This is a genomic window from Nocardia sp. NBC_00881 (assembly GCF_045207455.1).
Lineage (GTDB): Bacteria > Actinomycetota > Actinomycetes > Mycobacteriales > Mycobacteriaceae > Nocardia.
The window spans coordinates 1903575-1923586 of record NZ_CP108798.1 but is presented as its reverse complement, the minus strand read 5'-3'; the positions used below and the strand labels follow the sequence as shown (position 1 = coordinate 1923586).

General features: G+C 66.4%; 14 protein-coding genes and 3 pseudogenes. 7 read left to right on the top strand and 10 right to left on the bottom strand.

What is annotated here, in order from left to right; all coding sequences use genetic code 11:
• Positions 1 to 58 precede the first annotated feature (58 nt).
• Positions 59 to 2383 carry an HAD-IA family hydrolase gene (locus OH799_RS07680; protein WP_406277099.1) on the top strand — a complete coding sequence of 775 codons (2325 nt, stop codon included), beginning with the start codon at positions 59 to 61 and terminating at the stop codon, positions 2381 to 2383.
• 69 nt (positions 2384 to 2452) lie between these two features.
• On the opposite strand, the gene OH799_RS07675 is transcribed toward OH799_RS07680, so the two are convergent.
• The 6 genes from OH799_RS07675 to OH799_RS07650 form a co-directional block, all read right to left on the bottom strand.
• The gene (locus OH799_RS07675) at positions 2453 to 3415 is read right to left on the bottom strand and encodes a tyrosine-type recombinase/integrase (protein ID WP_406277098.1); all 963 of its coding nucleotides are present in this window, start codon (positions 3413 to 3415) and stop codon (positions 2453 to 2455) included.
• A gap of 178 nt (positions 3416 to 3593) precedes the next feature.
• A complete protein-coding gene (locus OH799_RS07670; RefSeq protein ID WP_406277096.1) occupies positions 3594 to 4982 on the bottom strand; it encodes a TniQ family protein in 1389 nt (462 codons plus the stop codon).
• Positions 4979 to 5830 carry a TniB family NTP-binding protein gene (locus OH799_RS07665; protein ID WP_406281896.1) on the bottom strand — a complete coding sequence of 284 codons (852 nt, stop codon included), beginning with the start codon at positions 5828 to 5830 and terminating at the stop codon, positions 4979 to 4981. The genes OH799_RS07670 and OH799_RS07665 overlap by 4 nt, the downstream gene beginning before the upstream one ends.
• A 56-nt stretch (positions 5831 to 5886) precedes the next feature.
• On the bottom strand, positions 5887 to 7341 hold the full coding sequence (locus tag OH799_RS07660) for a Mu transposase C-terminal domain-containing protein (protein WP_406277094.1): 1455 nt from the start codon (positions 7339 to 7341) through the stop codon (positions 5887 to 5889).
• A 296-nt stretch (positions 7342 to 7637) separates the two neighbouring features.
• Positions 7638 to 8408: an NADPH-dependent F420 reductase gene (locus tag OH799_RS07655; protein WP_406281893.1), complete on the bottom strand. Its 771-nt coding sequence runs from the start codon at positions 8406 to 8408 to the stop codon at positions 7638 to 7640.
• Entirely contained in the window at positions 8408 to 8752 is a 345-nt protein-coding gene (locus OH799_RS07650) for a winged helix-turn-helix transcriptional regulator (RefSeq protein WP_406277092.1), read from the bottom strand. The genes OH799_RS07655 and OH799_RS07650 overlap by 1 nt, the downstream gene beginning before the upstream one ends.
• A 229-nt stretch (positions 8753 to 8981) precedes the next feature.
• Here OH799_RS07650 and OH799_RS07645 point away from each other — a divergent pair.
• Positions 8982 to 10238, top strand: a pseudogene (locus tag OH799_RS07645) (transposase); the annotation flags it as partial.
• A 114-nt stretch (positions 10239 to 10352) separates the two neighbouring features.
• Here the strand turns inward: OH799_RS07645 and OH799_RS07640 are convergent.
• A pseudogene (locus OH799_RS07640) lies at positions 10353 to 10604 on the bottom strand (transposase); the annotation flags it as partial.
• Between the two features lie 54 nt (positions 10605 to 10658).
• Here OH799_RS07640 and OH799_RS07635 point away from each other — a divergent pair.
• Together OH799_RS07635 and OH799_RS07630 are read left to right on the top strand one after the other, a co-directional pair.
• Positions 10659 to 12245, top strand: coding sequence for a transposase (locus OH799_RS07635; protein WP_406277090.1), 1587 nt, complete (start codon positions 10659 to 10661; stop codon positions 12243 to 12245).
• A gap of 98 nt (positions 12246 to 12343) precedes the next feature.
• Positions 12344 to 12595, top strand: a pseudogene (locus OH799_RS07630) (transposase); the annotation flags it as partial.
• Between the two features lie 159 nt (positions 12596 to 12754).
• Here the strand turns inward: OH799_RS07630 and OH799_RS07625 are convergent.
• Entirely contained in the window at positions 12755 to 14431 is a 1677-nt protein-coding gene (locus OH799_RS07625) for an ISL3 family transposase (protein ID WP_406277088.1), read from the bottom strand.
• 91 nt (positions 14432 to 14522) lie between these two features.
• Positions 14523 to 14738, bottom strand: a complete 216-nt coding sequence (locus OH799_RS07620) for a hypothetical protein (protein ID WP_406277086.1) — start codon at positions 14736 to 14738, stop codon at positions 14523 to 14525.
• A gap of 213 nt (positions 14739 to 14951) precedes the next feature.
• On the opposite strand from OH799_RS07620, the gene OH799_RS07615 reads away from it, so the two are divergent.
• Positions 14952 to 16598: an IS1182 family transposase gene (locus OH799_RS07615; RefSeq protein WP_406277084.1), complete on the top strand. Its 1647-nt coding sequence runs from the start codon at positions 14952 to 14954 to the stop codon at positions 16596 to 16598.
• A 244-nt stretch (positions 16599 to 16842) separates the two neighbouring features.
• Positions 16843 to 17073 carry an SDR family NAD(P)-dependent oxidoreductase gene (locus OH799_RS07610; protein ID WP_406277082.1) on the top strand — a complete coding sequence of 77 codons (231 nt, stop codon included), beginning with the start codon at positions 16843 to 16845 and terminating at the stop codon, positions 17071 to 17073.
• A 183-nt stretch (positions 17074 to 17256) separates the two neighbouring features.
• Here the strand turns inward: OH799_RS07610 and OH799_RS07605 are convergent, their stop codons facing one another.
• Positions 17257 to 17592: a hypothetical protein gene (locus tag OH799_RS07605; RefSeq protein ID WP_406277080.1), complete on the bottom strand. Its 336-nt coding sequence runs from the start codon at positions 17590 to 17592 to the stop codon at positions 17257 to 17259.
• Between the two features lie 242 nt (positions 17593 to 17834).
• Between OH799_RS07605 and OH799_RS07600 the strand changes: the two genes are divergently transcribed.
• Positions 17835 to 19937, top strand: a complete 2103-nt coding sequence (locus OH799_RS07600; RefSeq protein WP_406277078.1) for a putative bifunctional diguanylate cyclase/phosphodiesterase — start codon at positions 17835 to 17837, stop codon at positions 19935 to 19937.
• The last annotated feature ends 75 nt before the right edge of the window (positions 19938 to 20012 follow it).

Genomic DNA, 20012 nt, shown 5'->3' with positions numbered 1-20012 from the left:
AGAGCCTCCAGGGTGATTATGCTCGTGCAACGAGGATAATAAAGGGACGGGAGCCGCTGTGGATTTGAGTCGTATCAAGGCTGTTCTGTTCGACATGGATGGCACGCTGGTGGATTCCGATGCCGCCGTCGAGCGGGCCTGGACCTTGTGGGCCGATGAGTATGGTGTGGACGTAGCGGCGGTGCTGGCGATTGCGCACGGTAGCCCGGCCGAGGCCACGGTCCGCCGGCTGCTGCCCGAGTTGGACGAGGTGGCCGTTGCGGTGTCGGCGGCCCGCCAGCACATGCTGCAGTACGAGGATCTATCGGACGTCGTCCCGGCGGTGGGGGCTGCCGGGCTGCTGTCGCAGTTGTCTCGGTGGGGACTGCCCTGGGCGGTGGTGACCAGCGCCGATGCACGGCTTGCCGAGGCGAGACTGAAGGCAGCGGACATCGACCCGCCGCTGCTGATAACTGTTGAAGACGTCGCGGCAGGCAAGCCCGACCCCGAGGGGTACCTCACTGCGGCCGCCCGGCTCGGTGTGGACCCCGCCGATTGCCTCGTGGTGGAGGACACCGTGGCCGGAGCGGCGGCGGGGAAGGCGGCGGGCGCGACGGTCGCCGCGCTCAAAGGGGTGCCCGCCGACATGCAGATCGGCGACCTGGATAGGCTGGCGTACCTGCTCGGCCGGGCGCGGATGCGGCCGTGGTGGCGGGACGCGGTCGGTTACCAGATCTACCTGCCGTCATTTGCCGACAGCGACGGTGACGGCTGGGGAGATCTTCCCGGCGTCACCAAACGCCTGGATCATCTCGTGGATCTGGGGGTCGACCTGCTGTGGCTGACACCGTTCTTCGTCTCCCCGATGCGGGACCACGGCTACGACATCGCCGACTACCGCAGCGTCGACCCACGCTTCGGTGGTGACGATGCCCTCGATGAACTTCTCGATGCCGCGCACGCGCGTGGTCTGCGGGTGATCGGGGACTTGGTGGTCAACCACACCAGCGACGCTCATCCATGGTTCGTCGCAGCCTCCTCTTCCCGGACCGACCCCTACCGCGACTACTACATCTGGCGCGACCCCGCCCCCGGCGGTGGCCCGCCCAACAACTGGCTGTCCCATTTCGGCGGCCCTGCCTGGACGCTGAGCCCGGCCACCGGCCAGTACTACCTGCACCTGTTCCGTCCCGAGCAGCCGGATCTGAACTGGCGCAACCCGGCCGTCGTCGACGAGGTCGACGCCGTCATGGAGCACTGGTTCACCCGCGGGCTGGACGGATTCCGCATCGACACCGCCGCCTATCTGATCAAGCACCCCGACCTGCCCGACAACCCACCACTTCCGGACGGGAATCTCCACCCCATCCGCGGCGTGACCGACGATTGGCGACGCCAAGACCACCGCTACGACATCCACCAACCCGACGTGCACGCCATCCACCAACGCTGGCGCCGCGTCGCCGACCGCTACGGCGCTTTCCTCGTCGGCGAGGTGTACGAACTCGACCCGCATGCCCTGGCCGCCTACGTCGACGAAGAACGCCTGCACTCGTCCTTCTGGTTCGGGCTCGTGGATACCGACTGGGACCCCGACCGCATCCACGACATGGTCACCGCCGCGGCGCAAGCCTCACCGCGGCTGTCCTGGGTACAAGGCAACCACGACCGGCCCCGCGCGGCCACCCGCTACGGTGGCGGCGACCTCGGCCGCTCTCGTTCCCTGGCCCTGCACGTCCTCATGGCCGTACTGCCGGGCACTATGTGGCTCTATCAAGGCGAGGAACTTGCCCTTCTCGATGGAACCATCCCGGCCGGTCAGGGACAGGACCCACTCGGCGCCGCCCAGCCCGACCAGAGCCGGGACACCGCCCGCACTCCGATGCCATGGGCACCCGGCCCTGCACTCGGCTTCACCACCGGACACCCGTGGCTTCCCGAAGAAGGCCGCGAACCCGCCGACACCGTCACCGAACAACTCCTCGACCCATGCTCACACCTCAACACGCTCCGCCGGTTGCTGACCACCCGCCGATGGATACACCTGCAACGCCCCCACGACACCGGTGACAGTGCACTCGTCACCGAAAACCCGACTATCACCTGTGCAGCGACAAAAACCCCACCCGATCACGCCCGACCGGCACCGGTGATCGCCTACCAGCGAAGTGGGCTATGGGTAGTCCTGAACCTCAACGACAACACGACCACCGAAATCGACCTCCCCGCACCCGCCATCTTCGACACCCACGACCCCACCACCACCCCCGACCACCCCCGAACCGGCCGGATAACCCTCACACCCCAACAAGCCCTCCTCCTCGCCGCGCCACCCGACCAAAACCCAACCCGCTGGGACCCCCACTCACATCGCCCCAAGAATGCCATAACGACGGTTGGGTAACCTGAAGGTCCGGCACCGGGTGCACACCAGACAATGCCGCACCGACATTTTCGTCCCCGATGCCGCCAGCTACCTGCGGGTGCTGGTGTCGCGTCGGCGGCGGGCTGCGCGGATCTCGTCGTCGGCGATCTTGTCGGCGAGCAGGGTGTAGATCTGGGTGGTCTCGGTAGAAGCATGACCCAGGCGCTTGCGCACGACTTCGATGGAGACCCCGGAGTTGATCAGCTCCGTGGCGTGACTATGGCGGAGTTGATGGATTTCCACCGTCACCCCGGCCACGGCACAATAGGTCTGCCAGCGGTTATGCGCGGCCGAGTAGGACAAAGGCCCGCCATTGCCGTTGATGGACGCGCGGAACATCGGGCCTGCGGTATACCGGGTGCGCGCCAGATACAGCTTCACCAGGGAGACGTAGCCGCGGTCGTCGAGCAGCACGGTGCGCACCGTGCCGCCCATGCCATGCACCCGCACATGCTCATCGTCCAGAGTCAGGTCGAAGTCCTCCACGTACAGCCCGCACGCTTCACTGGCGCGTGTGCCGCACTGGTAGGCGGTCTCGAACAGCGCCCGATCCCGCAGCACGTCTACGGCGATGTCTTTGCGCGGGCGGCGGGAGCAGATCGTATCGAGGACCCGGTAGATGTCGGCGGCCGGTGCCGGGCGCGGCAGCGTCTTGGGCACGGTGACCGTGTCCACCTTGTCGAGGGGGTTGGTGGGCATACGGTCGTGGCGCACCGCCCACCGGCAGAACGCGGAGAGGGCAGCGCGCTTGCGTTTGCGGGTGGCCGCGGCCTGGGCGGTGATCGCCGACAGGAACGCCCGCACCGGCTCCACTCCCATCACGGTCAGGTCGCCGTCGTAGTGGTCGGCGAACCCGGTCAGGTCTCCGCGGTAGGCGCGGATCGTGTTCGCCGGTTTGTTCGCGTTCCGCAGATCGGTGAGGAAGTTCTCGATGTGCACCGCGAGCGGAACGAACACCTCCGATTCGGTGCCGGTGGCCGCCGTCATGTCGTCAGTCGTGCCGGTCGTCATCACCCGTCCCCCGAAGTTGCCCGATAACCAGGAAACGAACGGTTCGCGCCTGAAACCGTTCGCGCAGGTCACTTCCCGGCATTCTAGGTCGTGTTGCCCGATAACGAAAGTTATCTGGCAACCCGACGCCGCGGCGTATATAGGGCGTTTATAGAAGGGTGACGGCCCGGCCTACCCGTCACAGTCGGAGCCGGGCGCGCAGTTGGTGGATGTCTTCGGTGGTGAGCCGATACTCGTGTACATCGACGGGTTCGAGGCTGTCGGGGTCGCGCAGGGGGATCTCGTCGAGGTATTCGTCGACGGCCAGGCGGACCTCGTCCCGGTCGTATCCCTCGGCCGCCAGCAGGGCCACCGCGACGCCGGGGGTGTAGCAGCGTTCGGGACCGGGCAGCGGAAGCAAGTACAAGAATTCGGGCGGGACACCGACCTCGCTGATCAGGTGCTTGCGTTGCTTGGCGTAGTTGGCGGGGGTCGGGTCGAACGCGGTCAGCAGGGCGAACATCTGCCGGGCGGTGTTCTCATCGGTGCGGGCCTGACGCAGCACTTTCTGCGCCAGGGCCGTGATGCTGTTCATGTCCTCGGCTTTGCGGATGCGCGGGTCGTCACCGCCGTAGACAGGCGTGTGCCGTTCCTCGACCAGCGCCGACGCGAACATCCCTTCCCCGAAGATGCGGCGTTCGGCGACCAGGTGCAGCGCGACCGCGGCGGCAGTCAGCAGCTGCTCCTGGATCTCCCACGGCAGACGCTCGTACGGCTGCCACACCGACAGCCCAGCCCGGACCGGAAGGCCGGTGGCCTCCCACACCTGTTCGAGAACCCGGCGCGGCCGTGCGCTCAACGGCGTTGCGGCGAGGCTGAGTTCGTCGAGCAGGCAGCGCAGCAGCCGAAACCACACACCGGCGTGGACACCCCGCCCAGGCAGGTTCACCCGGCCGTCGGCGAGCGCCCGATAGGTGTAGCTCTCCAGTGTCGCCAAGGGTTCGGTGATCGGAACCGGTTGCAGTGGTTCGCCCTTCAGCTCGGCCATCGTCACGCGGTCGAGCGGTTCGAGGCGGCACCGGTGTTGCGGGCAGCCGAGGGTCAGCGGCAGCTCCCACAGCCACGAGCGGCGAGCCTGCGGCCCGGTGACGCCGCACATCGGACACGCCCGCCGGGTGAACTTGCCGTTCGCGATCCAGGGGCCGCGCCAGTTGCGGCGCGGGCGGGGGCCGCTGTGGGTGTGGGCCCGCAGCAGCACCGAGCCGCCGCGCACGTAATGACGGAACACCGTCTCCGACTCCGATGCCGTCACCGGCAAGCAGTCGAACAGCCACGGCACCCACCCCGCCAGGGTGGTTGCCCGCACCCGCCCCAGCTCCACCCCGGTCCGCTCCGCCAGGGCGGTCAGCACCTCGGCCGGCGGGTCGTCGTCGATCACCGCTGGAAGCTGTGCCACGACACCGAGATTCGGGCCGAGCAGTTGGTTGACCGGCAGGTCGTAGAGCCGGGCGAGCCGGTCCACCCACGACGACAGCGACTCCAGCGGCCCCGGCGGTGGGTGCAGCGGCCACCGCGCAGGTGGTCTCATGCCAGTTCGCGTTCAAACATCCGCCGCCGCTCGGTCGGCCCCGCATACGGTGCCAGCAGCAGCGTGCGCTGATTGATGGCCTCCTCGCCGGATTCGATCGCCGCGATGGCACCATCGGTGAGCAGCGCGGTCAGCTCACCGATGGTGCCTTCCGAGCGGGTGAGCAGGTAGGTTGCCATCTCCTCGGTCGCGATCGCCGACGGCCGGCGCAGCGGGAACGACGTGGCGAAGCTGGCCAGCAGCGCGCACGCCTGCTCACTCGGCTCCCACGTCGGCAGGGTGAACGGCGCGAACCGGTTCTCCAGCTGCGGATCGGACCGGATCGCCAGGTAGGCGTCGCGGGTGCCGACCCCGACCAGGGGAATGCGCAGCTCGTTACCCAGGAACCGCAGCAGGTTCAAGAACTCGCGGCGCGCGTCACCCCGGCCGCCGAGCACGTTGTGTAGCTCGTCGATCACGAGCATGCGCACCCCACATGCCCGTAACAGCCGCAGCGCAAGCTGTTCCACCTCGGCCAGTCGCGGGGTGCGCTGGCGGATCGGTGCGCCGAGCGCGGTCAGCAGCGCAACATAGAAGCGGATCGGCGCCGGTTCCGATGGCATCTGCATCGCCAGCACCGGGATCTCCTCCCGGCCCGGGTGCGAGATCGGTGGGTGGTCGCGGCGGAACTTCTCGATGATCATCGACTTGCCGTTGTTCGTGGCACCGATCAACAGCAGATTCGGCATTCTCTGCTTTCCGGGCGTGGACAGCAGCTCCTCCAGCCGGGCCAGGGCCTGCGTAGCGCGGGTGTAGCCGATCCACCGATCCGCCCGCACGTACTGGATCCGCTCCGGATCCGGCAGCATCGCCAACCGTTGCGCGGACGTATGCAGGTGCGACAGGTCCACCGGTTCACCGATCGTCACCACTGCTCGATCACCTCGAACGGCGCCGCCGTCACCGCGCCGGCATCGACGGCGGGCGGCTCCGGCACGTTCACCCTCGGCCGGGTACGTGGCGGGGCAGCCTTGCGGCGCTCCATATTCCGGCGGGCTTTGCGGCTGGCCGCCGCGGCGGTGTCGGTGATGTGGCGCATCTGCTCCACCATCGCGAACAGTGCGTTCTCGTCGATCTCGGCGCGGCCCTGCTCCCGTAGCCGGGCCACCGCCGCGCGCTGCTCCCAGAGGGAAATTGCCGGACGGGACCACATGCGATATGGCACTTCCAGGTATTCGCCGGTGTCCTGGTCCAGTACCCAGATGCGCGAGAGGTCGCGCGGGTCGCGGCGCAACACGATTCGGTCCAGCTCCTCGCGCCGGGTGATCAGCGGCTTGAGCGCGTCGCTGTAGTACTGGACGTGGTCGACGGTGAACCCGGTGCGGGTCAACACCCTTCGGATCACCGGCAGGAAATCGACCAGGAATGCCGCCTCGTTGGTCACTGTCGGTGGCGTGCCGTGTTCGGCCACCTTCTCGGCCCACACCCCCGCTGGGGTGCGGCCGCCGAGACCGGCGTGCGGTTCGCCGTGGTAGCAGGCCACCGCCAGGGCCATCCACCTCTGCAATTCGGCAAGGGTGAGAACGGCTTTCGCGTCACTGTCGTAGTCGCCGCGCTCGCGGGTGTTGGAGAAGGTGGTGCCCGGCAGCTCATGGGCCATCCGCATCATGGTGCCGATCAGCCGCTCCACCACACCGCCGTAATGCGGCTGCCCGGGCAACCGGTAGTCGATGCCGATGCCATGCTGCTCGCAGCCGCGGCGCAGTGCCTCACTTTTGAACTCGCTGGCATTGTCCAGGTACAACTCGAGCGGTTTGCCGCTCATCGGCCACACCGCCTGGACCCCGATCCGCTCCAGCCAGGCACGTTTGTCGATCGCCATGTGCGCCAAGCACAGTCCGACCGAAGTCGCCGATGGTGCTTCGAGCGTGACCACGAACCCGGGCACACACTTGGTGGCCTCATCGATCGCCGCCGTCACATAGGGCCGGCAGATCGGCAACCGGTGGTGCTCATCGACCACGATCACATCCGCCGGGGTGTGGTCGATCTGCACCCGCTCCAACACCCCGTCCACCAGAGGCGGTGCCCCACCGGCGGACTTGCGTGCCCGGGCAGAGGCCTCGCCCTCCCGGGCACGGGCGGCCTTCACCGGGTCCAAGCGGCCGATCCGCCGCTGCACCGACGACCGCGACGGCGGCGGCAGACCCCGCATCTTGCATTCCCGGTCGATCTCTCGGCAGATCACCGCCACCGAACGCCGCTGCCGAGTCAGATACCGCGTGCGCAGCACCTTCCGCACGATCGTCTCCACCTCGTCCGACAGCCGCTCACCACCCCGGCCACCGGACGAGCTGCGCGGCAACAGATCCGAAGCCACACCGTCCCCAGCCCGCCAGCGACGCGTCCCCGCGGGATTCGGCCGGGCAACGCCGTCACTCGACTTTCGCAACCTCTCTCGAACGTTCATTCGATCACAGATCGCAGACGCCTTCCCGAGCGACCTATATGCGGCATGAGCGAGCGGTCCGGAACCTGATGGAACGGGCTTCTGGACCACTCGATCAGCGGCATTGCGGTCGTTCGATGTCGGCCGGGCGTATGGCAGGGCTGGACGATCGAAAGTGGTCGGCCCATTTGATCTTCAGGGTCCGGCCGGTTGGTCGGCCCATCGCCTCATGCCGAGAGGTCGGCGTGGCCGGTTTCGTTGCCTCGCCGGGGATTGCCCGGTTCGTATTCGACGGCCTGCTGCAGGAGCGATTTTGCCGGTATCTGGTCGTCGACCAGGTTGAACACTGTGCGTGCTGGACGGCCGCCGAACAACTGGGCGATGATGATCGCGGCGGTGGCTTCCAGGTACTGCGCATGCCGCAGATCGCCGGTCGGCAGTGGAACGCCACCGACGTCCGCGATGAGCCTGGTGGCGACCCATAGCGCTGTCGGGTTGTCGCCGCAGAAGGGCACGCTGAGCGGGCGGCCGTCGAAAGTCATTGTCGGCATGCGCCATACATCGGCGTGGCAGAGGTTGAAGGCCTTGACCACGTGTCCGCCGGTCGTTTTCGCGATGTGCTGCGCCATCGACTTGCCCGGTGGGGTCGTGAGGGTGAATTCCTCGATTTCGACCGGGTTGTTGCAGTCGAGGATGGGCTTATCGTTCAGGCCGTCGCCAATCCGGTCGAGGGTGTAGTCCATACCGTGGTACAGCACCGCGATCAGAGCAGCCTCGGCGTGCTGCGCCGCCTCGGCGAAGCTGCCTGCTCGTGCGTTCAGACGTTCTGCCAAGGCAGCGGCCTTCTCGGGAGAGCGCCCGGTAATCATCAGGTCGTGCCCGTGTGCGGTCCATTTCGCGCCCAGAGCCTCGGCCATATTGCCGGCTCCGAAGATCGAGATTCTCATGCTGTCGAAGGTAGGAAGCCGTGGGGCACCAGCCGGTGCCCCACGGCAGATCAGCCTTGCGGCCCGGATGCCAGTTCCTCGGCATGTTCCTCCGCCCAGCGCGCGAGTAACGACACCGGTTCGAGCAGGCTCTTGCCGAGCGGGGTGAGGGTGTATTCCGTTCCCGGTGGCGCGGTGGCCAGAGTGCGACGCTCGACCAGCCGGGAGGCCTCCAGCCTGCGCAGGGTCTGCGTCAGCATCTTGTTGCTGATGCCCCCGATGCGGTCACGCAACTCGCTGTAGCGCTGTGGTCCCGAACCGAGTCCGAAGACCACCACGACAGACCACGTGTCGGCCACGAGAGCCAGCGTGGTCCGCGCCGGACAATCGGCTAGGAAGACGTCGTATTCGCTCATGACGCAGTCCGTTCACTCCGTTGACCGATCCGGCGGCCGCCCGACAGCACGCTCATGAATCCATTCAGCTCCCGGTGGCATCCAGCACCTCGCCGCGACGAACATTGTTGTAATCAGGATACCGGCGTCCGGCGACTTCTCCTGTCGCATCAATCGGCCGTGGCCGATCCAGGTGTCAGTGCGTCCGGCCAGCCTCTGATCAGCTCGGCGGGATGCGTTCCGGCCGTGTTTCACCACTCCGACGTTCACTACATTCGTCACCCTGACGATCGGGTTGATCGCCGCCCCGGCCCGGCGGACGGTGTGTGGCATGCTCACCGCCGCCCGGATGGGTCATCACGCTCGCGCGCACCGGTTCTTCGCCACCGCAGCTTGGAGCCTCGACCAGGTTGGACTGGCGATATTGGTCCTGGTCATCGGCTGGCTCACTCCGGCCGGTGCGCCGCTGCTCATCGCTATCGATGACACGCTGTTCCGGCGCAGCGGCAAGAAGGTGCACGGCGCGGTGTGGGCCTATGACGGCTCCCGCCAGGTCGCCAAGGGTCAGGCCAAACTTTCGCGCGGCAACACTTTCGTGGTTGCCGCGGTGGCGGTCGAGTTGCCGTTCGCGGACCGCCCGATTGCGCTGCCGGTGTTGTTTCGGTTGTGGCGTCCCGGCGGGCCAACCAAAACGATTCTCGCTCGCGAGCTGATCGGCCGGATCGCCGCCGCACGCCCCGACCGTGTCGTCCATGTTGTCGTTGACGGCGCGTATGTGTGCAGCACGCTGCGGCAGCTGCCCGTGAACGTGACGTTGACCGGGCCGCTGCCTCGCAACGCTGCCCTGTACGAGGTGCATCCCGACCTGGACAACCCGCCGAATATGCGGGGTCGGCGAGGTCGGCCGCGTACCCGGGGCGCCAGGATCGGCACACCGTCCGAGCTGGCCGCTGCCACCGCGGGCGTGCAGATCACGGTGACTCGCTACGGCCGCACTGCCACCGTGACCGTGCATGAACGACGCTGCCTGTGGTACGGCGCCTTCCGCTCCCAACCCGTGCGGGTGTTGGTCGTACGCGAACCACGTAGACCGACACTTGCGCTACTTACCACCGACACCACCACCGCGGCAGCCGAACTCATCGCCCGGTATTCCGCCCGCTGGTCGATCGAGGTCGCATTCTTCGACGCCAAACACGTCACCGGCGCCGGCGAGGCCCGTAACCGCACCCGGTTGGCGGTGGAGCGCACCGTCCCGTTCGGGATGCTCACCCAGACCCTGGTGATCCTCTGGTACCACTTGGTCGGGCACTCACCCGCGGTCGTCGCCGAGCACCGCACCCGGGCCCGCTGGTACACCACAAAAGCCCATCCCAGCTATCCCGACATGCTCACCAAGCTCCGGCACACGCTGATCGCCGCCCAATATCGTGCCGACCTATCCGGCGACCCCACCCCCGAACAAATCCACACTATCCGGCTGACCTGGGCAAACGCTGCGGCCTGACCGCGAAACACGAAGCCGTCACCGATGATCGCGAATCGAACGCATGTGCTTATAACGTCAGATCCATCTCCGGGGGGAGTGTCCGATTATTGGCGGATCCGACCTCGGCGTTGGTTAGTTGCCGGTCGGGGTGATCCGGCCTTCGAAGGTGATCGCGAACGCGTTGAGCGCTGGCTTCCACCTCATTGCCCATCGTGCCTTGCCACGTCCGGTGGGGTCCAGCGATCGGGTCACCAGATACAGGCACTTCAGTGCGGCCTGCTCGCTGGGGAAGTGCCCGCGGGCGCGGACCGCTCGCCGGTAGCGGGCGTTGAGGGACTCGATCGCGTTGGTCGAGCAGATCATGCGCCGGATCTCGACGTCGTAGAGGCTGTTGCAGAATCGATTGCTGCCGAGGGGGTTTGGCTGGGATTATGGGGTGTGGCAAAGTCGTATCGTCCGGTGCTGCGGGATCAGCCGATGTTGCTGCCGATCGATATGCACGAGTGGTTACCGCAAGATCACCTGGTCTGGTTCGTGCTGGACACCGTCGATGTCCTCGACATCTCCGAGTTGGAACAGACCACCCGGCGCCGCGGGCGAGCGGGCGCGCGAGGCTATGACCCGCGAATGTTGCTGGCGCTGTTGGTCTATGCCTATTGCCAGGGCGTGCGGTCGTCGCGGCAGATCGAGCGAATGTGCGTTACAGACATCGCGTTCCGGGTGTTGTGCGCCCAGGACGGACCAGACCATTCCACGATCGCCAGGTTCCGCACCGAGGCGCGAGATGCGTTCAGCGACTTGTTCTCTCAGGTGTTGATGATCGCGGCGGAAGCCGGTTTGGGCCGGTTCGGCACGGTCGCGATCGACGGGACGAAGATCGCCGCGAATGCCTCGATCGATGCCAACCGCGGCAAGCAGTGGTTCGACCAGCATGCGGCCGAGATGGTCGCCGAATCGGAGACCATCGACCGCACCGAGGAGGCGGCACCGGGCATGCACGACGGACAGGATCGTGTGCCGGCTGGACTAGGTGACCGGCCCCGACGAGCCGAGCGCATTCGGCAAGCGGCCGAGGATTTGCGCAGTCGCCACCGGCAACAAGCTGACATCGACCAGCAGCGCGAGGCTGCGGCGATCGCCCGTCGTCGTCGGTCCGAGCAGGGACTGCCGGTCGTCGGGCGGATTCCGGACGGCCCGCACCGGTTACCCGAAGCGCGGGCGCACCTGGCACGGGAAATCGCCGTGCATCAGGCCAAGCTAGACCGCTATGCCGCCCTGATCGCTGCGGGGAAGAAACCGATGGGCCGCCCGCCGGTGCCGATGGAAGACAGCACCCGAGTGCAACGAGCACGACGAGTGGTCCGCAACGCCGAGAACGCCGAACAAGCCGCTGCGGATGATGACCGGACGACTTCCCAAACAAAGTCGCTGCCGAAAGTGGTAGCCAATATCACCGATCCGCAGTCGCGGATCATGCCGACCCGAAAAGGGTTCCTGCAGGGCTACAACGCCCAACTCGCGGTGACCGGTGATCAACTCATCATCGCTGTTCACCTGGGCCAGTCGACCAACGATCAACACTGTTTTCTGCCGATGATGCGCGCCGCGCAGTCCACTGCCGCGCGGATCCATGCCGTCACCGGCAACACCGATCACGTGATCGGGACCGTGCTGGCCGACGCTGGTTACAACAGCGATACGAACATGACCGCGCCAGGACCGGACCGGCTCATCGCGATCGGCAAAGATCGCGATCAATCCATCGCCGCGACCAAAGACCCAGCTCAAGGGCAGCTACCGGCGGACGCGACGGCGCGCCAGATCAACAACCACAGGCTGCGCACTCCAGAAGGCAGAGCGCTTTACAAAAGACGAGGCGCGACCGTCGAGCCCGGCATCGGCAACCTCAACCAAATCATCGACAGGTTCTCATGCCGCGGTCTGTCGAACGCAACAAGCGAACTGCACCTGGCAGCAACGGCTTTCAACCTCATGAAGGTCCACCGAGCAACCACTGCGGCCTGAACCACGGCCCGGGAGAACCTTGCTGCGCCCAATATTTTGCCTGGGAACGCGATACGCGGTGTTACACATCGACACCGAAGCGATTCTGCAACAGCCTCTACGACGTCGAGATCCGGCGCGTGATCTGCTCGACCAACGCGATCGAGTCCCTCAACGCCCGCTACCGGCGAGCGGTCCGCGCCCGCGGGCACTTCCCCAGCGAGCAGGCCGCACTGAAGTGCCTGTATCTGGTGACCCGATCGCTGGACCCCACCGGACGTGGCAAGGCACGATGGGCAATGAGGTGGAAGCCAGCGCTCAACGCGTTCGCGATCACCTTCGAAGGCCGGATCACCCCGACCGGCAACTAACCAACGCCGAGGTCGGATCCGCCAATAATCGGACACTCCCGCACAATCCAACCGTATGCACCGGCAGGCCCAGCGAAGAACCACTGGTGGGTCCGCTGTCGGTAGGGATGCGGGTCTTGTCGGCTGCCAGGAGGAAGGGTTCTGACGCAGATAGCGTGATTACTTCGAGGGCCGCCGGATTTCCGAGGTGGAGCCGGACTCGTTGTAGCTGAGTAGTATTCGCTTTCGGAGCAGGTCCAGGTTCGATCTACCAAAGCACTGCCTCTTGAGGGCCTTGACCTTGTTCACGGTGCCCTCAGTTGGACCATTGCTCCAGGGCAGGGTGAGTCCGGCAGTGACCGCGGCGAAGTCGTGCTCGAGGCCGATAGCGAACGAGTGCAGTGCGGGCAGGTCATCGGCACGGACGCTCGCGATCCACTCCGGGAGGCGGTCGCCGCGCCGGTCGCGCATGAGGACCGCGAACGTGCCGACGTGACGGCGGGTGGCCGCGAGTTCGGGACAGCAGGTCAGAATCGTGGTGAGCTGGTGTGTTTCGGCGTCGGGCAGGGTGTCGGGGTGACGCGTGATCCAGCCGGTCACCGCCCGGATCTTCGGTTTCGGTGCTGGGACTGCCGGTCGAGCCGATGGCTTGCTGGCCTGGTAAGGCCGGAGGAAGCGGTAGACGTTGTTGGGGCTGCCGCGATAGCCCAGTTCGCGCAGTTCGGTGATCAGGGCGACGATATTGGTGTGTCCGGCGTTCCAGCGGGTGAGCAGATGCGGCACGAACTCATCGATCATCCTGGCGCGAGACGTCGCGGCGGCGATGACGTCCTCAGGGCTGGCAGCGATAGCGAACCGGCGAGCGGTTTTCCGATCGATATCGAGTTCTTTGGCGATGGTGCGCAACCCTTTACCCTCAGCGCGCAGCCGTTGCACCGCCTCGTACCGTTCGGCGGTGCGCGCACGCAATCCCGCGTTTCCGCCACCGCGATGGCTCTCGAGCAGCAGCGCCGTGCCTTCGGCGGCCTGTCCCGTGGTGGCCTCACCCGTGACCGCTCCAGGAGCATGGTGGACAGCTTCACTGGGATCGACACTGGCAGTTGATGATCTGGTGAGACAACCACGGTGCGCCACAACTGTCTTCTCCACGGCTTGGCACAGGTTCTGCCACAAGTGCCAGCGGTCCGCACATTGGGTGGCCTGCGGTGCGCCGCGGCGCGCGGCCTCGCTGTAAGCGCCGGAACGGTCACGGGTAATCACCTCGATTTCCGGGTGCTGCGACAGCCATGCCGCCAACGGGTCGGCCTCGCGCCCGTCGATGACGTCGATGGGTCGGTGGGTGGCCATGTCCAGCAGGATGGTGGCGTACTTGCGGGAGCGTTTGACGGCGAAATCGTCGACCCCGAGCACGGTGATCACACCGACTGGCGGGTCAGGCAGCGCGCGGATCAACCTGAGCAGCGTATCGCGGCTGCCCGGCAACCCCAGCTGAGCCGCCAGCCGTGCCCCGGCACGTCCTGCCAGCGCCACCGCGATCCTTGTGAGCATCACGGTCAGCTGATCGGTCCGCCGTGACCGTTTCACCGTGAGCCCGTCGACCTGTTCAGCGAAAGTCTTTGCCCGGCAGTCAGTATTCACACAGAAGAACCGACGCACCATCAGCCGCAAGACCATCTTCCGCCCGGCGACAGCGGCGTCGGCGAGCCGGCGGCGATAACGGGAATGCACACGACTGGACAGGGTTCCGCATCCGCTGCACCGGGCCGTTGGGGTGGCAACCACAGCATCCACGAGCACTCCGCCGGCCTCGGTCCGGACATCCTGAATCAGCAGATCCATCAAGTGCGGCAACAACATTCGAACCAGATCAGCGCACGCCTGCCACCTTCACCCATACCGAGCCGGATCTTGCGGAGACACGCCGACCAGCGCGATCACGCTATCTGCGTCAGAACCCATCACCCTGGCAGACGACATCGAGTTCTTTCAGCTCTTCCTGGATGGCCGTGAAGTCCGTGTGGACGACCTCCCACATCTTCGGGTTCGGGAGGTCGAGCCGCCAGCGGACGACCGCCAGCACCTCGGTGACCTGCTCGTCCGGCACACAGGCGCGCAGCGCACCATGTCCGACCATGCCGGATGCTCCGAAGACGACAACGCGCATGACTGTTCCGGGTGGGTTGGGGCGAAACCGAGGCGTAGTCGCGAATGCGAAGGGGTCCGGCTTGTCACAACCAGGGCGACGATAGCGGCCTTACGGTCCCCTGCGGTGCTGTGAGAGAGGCACTGTCAGTGACTTCCCTCAGGACGGACAGGGCGCCCTAGGTGGTTGGTGTTTTTCGTGCGGTGCGGGCCTGTCTCGAGCAGAATGCTTCGGGTGACGTTGGGGCGTGTACCGAGTCAGGGTGATCTGCTGCGGTCGACGGTCGAGTTCTGCGCCGGGCGGGTGGGTGAGGACTCGATTTATGGTGTGTTGCACCGGGAATGTGTCCGGTTGTTCCCGGATGAGATGTTCGCTGATCTGTTCACCGATGTCGGGCGGCGGTCGGTGCCGCCGATGATCGTGGCGGTGGTGATGGTGCTGCAGCGGGTCGAGGGGCTTTCGGATCGGGAGGCGGTGGAGCGGTTCGCGTTCGATGCCCGTTGGAAGTACGCGGCCGGGGGCCTGGATTTCGACTATCCAGGGTTTGTGCACACCGTTCTGGTCGATATGCGGGCCCGGCTGGCGCGTTCGGAGCGGCCGAACCGCATCTTCGACACCGTGCTGCAAGTCGCGCACCGGGCAGGGCTGGTGGGCCGTCGCCGGGTGCTGGACTCGACCCCGTTGTATGACGCGGTGGCCACGATGGACACCATCACCCTGGTCCGGTCGGCGATCCGGGGCCTGTTCACCGCCGCCGATGCGGAGCTGGCAACGATGTTGCGGGCGCGGGTCAGCAGCGGTGACGATTACGCCAGCGCGGCCAAACCGGTGATCGATTGGGACGACGAAGCCGCCCGCGCCCAGTTGATCGATTCCCGCGCCGGTGACGCGATGGCAATGCTGGCGGTGCTCGACGGGTGTGAACTCGAAGAGCCGACGGGCAGGGCCGCGCAGCTGCTGGCCACCGTGGTGGGCCAGGACATCACCGAAGGCGATGACGGCTGTTTCCGTATCGTGCGGGGTACCGCCGCGGACCGGGTGATCTCCACCGTCGATCCCGAGACCCGTCACGGGCACAAGACCTCGGCTCGCGGGTTCGACGGTTACAAGGGCCATATCGCCGTCGATCCCGACAGCGAGATCATCACCGCCACCACCGTCACCCCCGGCAATGCCGGTGACGCCGACGCCGCTGAGGGCCTGCTCGCCGATATCCTGCCCGCCGAAGCCGAAGCCGAAGCCGAAGCCGAAGCCGAAGCCGAAGCCGAAGCCGAAGCCGAAGCCGAAGCCGAAGCCGAAGCCGAAGCCGGTGGGGTGGCGGTGTTCGGTGATGCCGCCTACGGCGCGGGTGAGTTGCTGAAGCGGTTGGACGACAACGGGATTGGCAACCGGATCAAGGTGCAGCCCTCGCCGTCGGTGAAAGGGCATTTCGCCAAGGACCGCTTCACCATCGACCTGGACCGGCGGACGGTGGCTTGCCCGGCAGGGGTCACCGCGACGATCGGCGCCCGCACCGGGCGTCGGACCGGCACCGCCTGTTTCGGCGTCGCCTGCACCGGGTGCCCACTGCGCGCGCAGTGCACCACCGCGGCCGGTGGCCGCACGATCACGGTCGGTGCTTTCGAGGAATACCTGGTCACCGGTCGCGAGCGCCAACGCGATCCGGCTTGGAAGGCCGACTACCGTGCCACCCGGCCCAAGGTGGAACGCAAGATCGGGCACCTGATGCGCCGCCGCCACGGCGGACGCCGCGCCCGCATGCGCGGACGAGTCAAAGTCGCCGCCGACTTCGGACTGCTCGCCGCTGCGCACAACCTCGCCCGCCTCGCAGTCCTCGGCATCGCCCACACCACAGGCGGTTGGACCGCAGCCCCCGCCTGACACCCACCCATCGAGCCCGAACGCCCGACACCATGAGCCCGAACATCAACAGCCACAACCAGACTCGTCCGACTACCGCCAGCAACCACCGATACCGGTCGACTGATAAGCCCCCACCAACCAGCTCACGTCACCGATGAAACACACCCATTCGACACCAACCACCTAGCATCCCAGTGTTGCCGTCGCGCGGGTGCGGTGAGCTGTGCTGCCTCCCGCGGGAGATCATGAAGAAGGAGGAACGATGACCACTGTCGCCATTATCGGCGCCGGCCGCGGAGTCGGCCTTGCCGTGGCCCGCCGGTTCGGCCGCGAGGGATTCGGCGTGGCGCTGCTGTCGCACCGGCAGACCAGCGTGGACGAGCTCGCGGGCATGCTCGAGTCCGAGGGCGTCACCGCGCGCGGTTTCGCAGCGGACGTGCTCGACCGGAGGGCCTCCAGGTCAGCTACAACGGCGTCAAGTGCAGGACAATGAGGAACGGCCGGTTGCGCAGCCCGGTGGCTTTGGCTCCTTCGAATACAGTCCTCCACGCAGGCGTGTTGGCGGTGAAGCACCGCAGCAGGGGTCGCCTTGGCGAAGGCGGTATCCGGCGAACGCCGGTAGAACAGATGAGCCGACGGCGGTCGGTCAATATGTTCCGAACCTGGTGTGGCGTGATCAAATCCATGCGAACCAGGGCAGATACCGCGAGCGGACGCTGCCCTCCGCCATTCGCTTCTCCAATTTGGCCTTCCACCGCTCGCCATAGGGCGCGTCGAGGAAACCTCCAGGCACGATCAAGCGCCAAGCCGAGTGGAGCGTCATCCAGTAGGGCACGATGACGTCGGGCTCGACCTTCCGCATGAAGTCGAGTCGGTCGGGGACTGGAAGCTGCGGACGCCCCGGAAGCGGGTTCGCGACTGCCTGATCGACATCAGCGAACCGCGGCCGGGCCAGCTCGTGGAAGCCGACGCCAACTCCAGCATGGTCACCACCTGGACGGTGCTTGATCAAGGAGGTGGTCGTAGCTGTGTCCGCGTGGAGACGACCTGGCAGGGCGCCACAGGGATCGCCGGACTCTTCGAGCAGACCTTCGCACCAATGGCAATATCGACAACGGATGCTCGGAAAACTCGCCGATTACGGCTAACAGGCATCGTCAAGTCCCGTTCCCCGGCCAATAGGGTCTCTAGTCTCTGTGGCCCTCGATCGAAAACTGCGAGAATGAGGCTCGAGATCGAACATATTGGGGTCACATGGATAAGGACCGTGATACCGGGTTCGTGCCCAGGGGAGGGCACGGCGGGATCGCGCGGCTGCAGTCGAAGGCTGAGGCGCGACTTGGTCTGCTGGCTGCGGGGATGCGTGAGTACGCGATCTTCGTGCTCGATGCGGCTGGCCGTGTGGAGAGCTGGGATGACGGGGCAGAACTCATCACGGGCTATCGCGGCGAGGAGATCATCGGGAGGCATTTCTCGGTGTTTGCCCCGGCGGAACCCGGCACTGCCGGCCACGCGGACTGGCAGCTGGCTCAGGCCGCCGAGTTCGGCAGGCATGTGGACGAAGGCTGGTGCCTGCGCCGCGACGGCACCCGGTTCTGGGCCCATGTCGTGATCACTGCGCAGAAGTCGCCGGGGGGCAGCGTACGGGGTTTCATCCAGGTCACCCGTGATGAGACCGAAGCCGGCACCCGGCAGCAGCGGTCGAGCCGGCGGTTCACCGACCTGTTCGACCTCGCCCCGGCCGGTATCGCGTTGTTCGACGAAGCCGGGCAAGTGCTGGACGCCAACGAGGCGCTGTGTGGCCTGCTGGGCTACCGGCTTCCTGAACTCATCGCCATGCCCGCCGTAGGCCTGCTGCACCCGGACGATCGTGGCCCGAGCCTCATCGCGGATGCGGCATCGGCGGAGGCGACGTTGAACCAATCCCGCGTGCACCAGCGGACGCTGCTGCGCTCGGATGGCCAGCCGGTGCCCTGCGATGTGCACAGCGCGGCGTCGGTGGCCGACGACGGAAGCCGGTTCTGGGTGGTGGTGTTCCAAGACATCACCGACCGGTTGCGTCAGACCGAAACGCTGCGCTTCCAGGCCACCCACGACGATCTGACCGGGCTGCTCAACCGCACCGGCCTCAACGAGCTGCTCGGCAGCCTGCTGCACGGTGGCGCTGTACAGGTCGCCGTGCTGTTCTGCGACATTGACAACTTCAAACGGGTCAACGACGCGCTGGGCCACGAGGCCGGCGACGAACTGCTGAAGGCGCTGGCGTGGCGCCTCACGAACGGGCTGCCGCCAGGGTGCACACCGGCCCGGCTCTCGGGTGACGAGTATCTGATCATTTGTCCGGACGTCGACGCCGTCGGTGGCCTGGAGCCCTTCACGACCTGGGTGGCGGGACTGCTGTCCACGACCGTGCCCGTGCGCGGGCGGCCGGTGGTCGTGTCGGCTTCGGTCGGCGCCGCAATGCTCGACCAGGACACCGTCGGCGCGGATCTGCTGCGTTACGCCGACGCGGCGATGTTTCATGCGAAAAGCCTGGGCCCCGGCCGCGTGTCGCTAGCCACCCCCGCCCTGATCGCCACTGTGGAGGCACAACTCGGCCTGGAAGAGCAACTGCACGCGGCAATAGACACCGACTCCCTCGTCCTGCACTACCAGCCGATCATGACTCGCGACCATTCCGTCGCGATGGCCGAGGCGCTGGTGCGCTGGCCGCATCCCGAACGCGGCCTGCTCTCACCAGCGGTGATCCTGCGTGTGGCCGAGCAAGGAAACATGCTGCGCGCACTGGACCGCTGGGTGCTGCGCACCGCCTTACACGAGGCATCCAGCTGGCCCGAGCCGGACGGGCACCCCGTGGCCATCGCGGTCAACCTGTCCGAACTGCTGCCCCACGATCCGGAATTCGTCGACGCGATCACCGCGGTCATCACCGAATGCGGCATCGACTGGCGCCGCGTGGTCCTGGAAATGGTGGAAACATCCCTGGTCGACCTGCCCACACGATCCCGGGAAGCCATGGTCGAGCTGGCCGAACGCGGCGTGCGCTTCGCCTTGGACGACTTTGGCACCGGCTACTCCTCGCTGGCCCGTCTCAAATACCTACCCACACAGATCATCAAACTGGACCGCCAGTTCGTCTCCGGCGTGGAAACCGACGCCGCCGACCTCGCCATCGCCCAAGCCATGACCGGCATCGGCCGCGCGATGGGACGCAGCTGTGTCGCCGAAGGCGTGGAAACCACCGGCCAGTTCCAGGCCCTCGACCGACTCGGAATCGACCTCTACCAAGGCTGGCTGTTCTCCCACCCACTCTCAGCCCACCAGCTCCGCGCCTTCCTCGAAAACCCACGGAGATAGAACGCACCAGCACACCGAGCTGCACGACGAGACGACTCCGACGACGGTGACCTCAGCAGTTGACTGGGCCCCGAT

What these genes read in the sequence shown, in the direction of transcription:
- OH799_RS07610 (WP_406277082.1), top strand. Translation starts at nt 16,843, where the DNA reads ATGACCACTGTCGCCATTATCGGCGCCGGCCGCGGAGTCGGCCTTGCC.
- OH799_RS07670 (WP_406277096.1), bottom strand. Translation starts at nt 4,982, where the DNA reads ATGAGACCACCTGCGCGGTGGCCGCTGCACCCACCGCCGGGGCCGCTG.
- OH799_RS07665 (WP_406281896.1), bottom strand. Translation starts at nt 5,830, where the DNA reads ATGCTGCCGGATCCGGAGCGGATCCAGTACGTGCGGGCGGATCGGTGG.
- OH799_RS07625 (WP_406277088.1), bottom strand. Translation starts at nt 14,431, where the DNA reads ATGTTGTTGCCGCACTTGATGGATCTGCTGATTCAGGATGTCCGGACC.
- OH799_RS07620 (WP_406277086.1), bottom strand. Translation starts at nt 14,738, where the DNA reads ATGCGCGTTGTCGTCTTCGGAGCATCCGGCATGGTCGGACATGGTGCG.
- OH799_RS07675 (WP_406277098.1), bottom strand. Translation starts at nt 3,415, where the DNA reads ATGACGACCGGCACGACTGACGACATGACGGCGGCCACCGGCACCGAA.
- OH799_RS07650 (WP_406277092.1), bottom strand. Translation starts at nt 8,752, where the DNA reads ATGAGCGAATACGACGTCTTCCTAGCCGATTGTCCGGCGCGGACCACG.
- OH799_RS07600 (WP_406277078.1), top strand. Translation starts at nt 17,835, where the DNA reads ATGGATAAGGACCGTGATACCGGGTTCGTGCCCAGGGGAGGGCACGGC.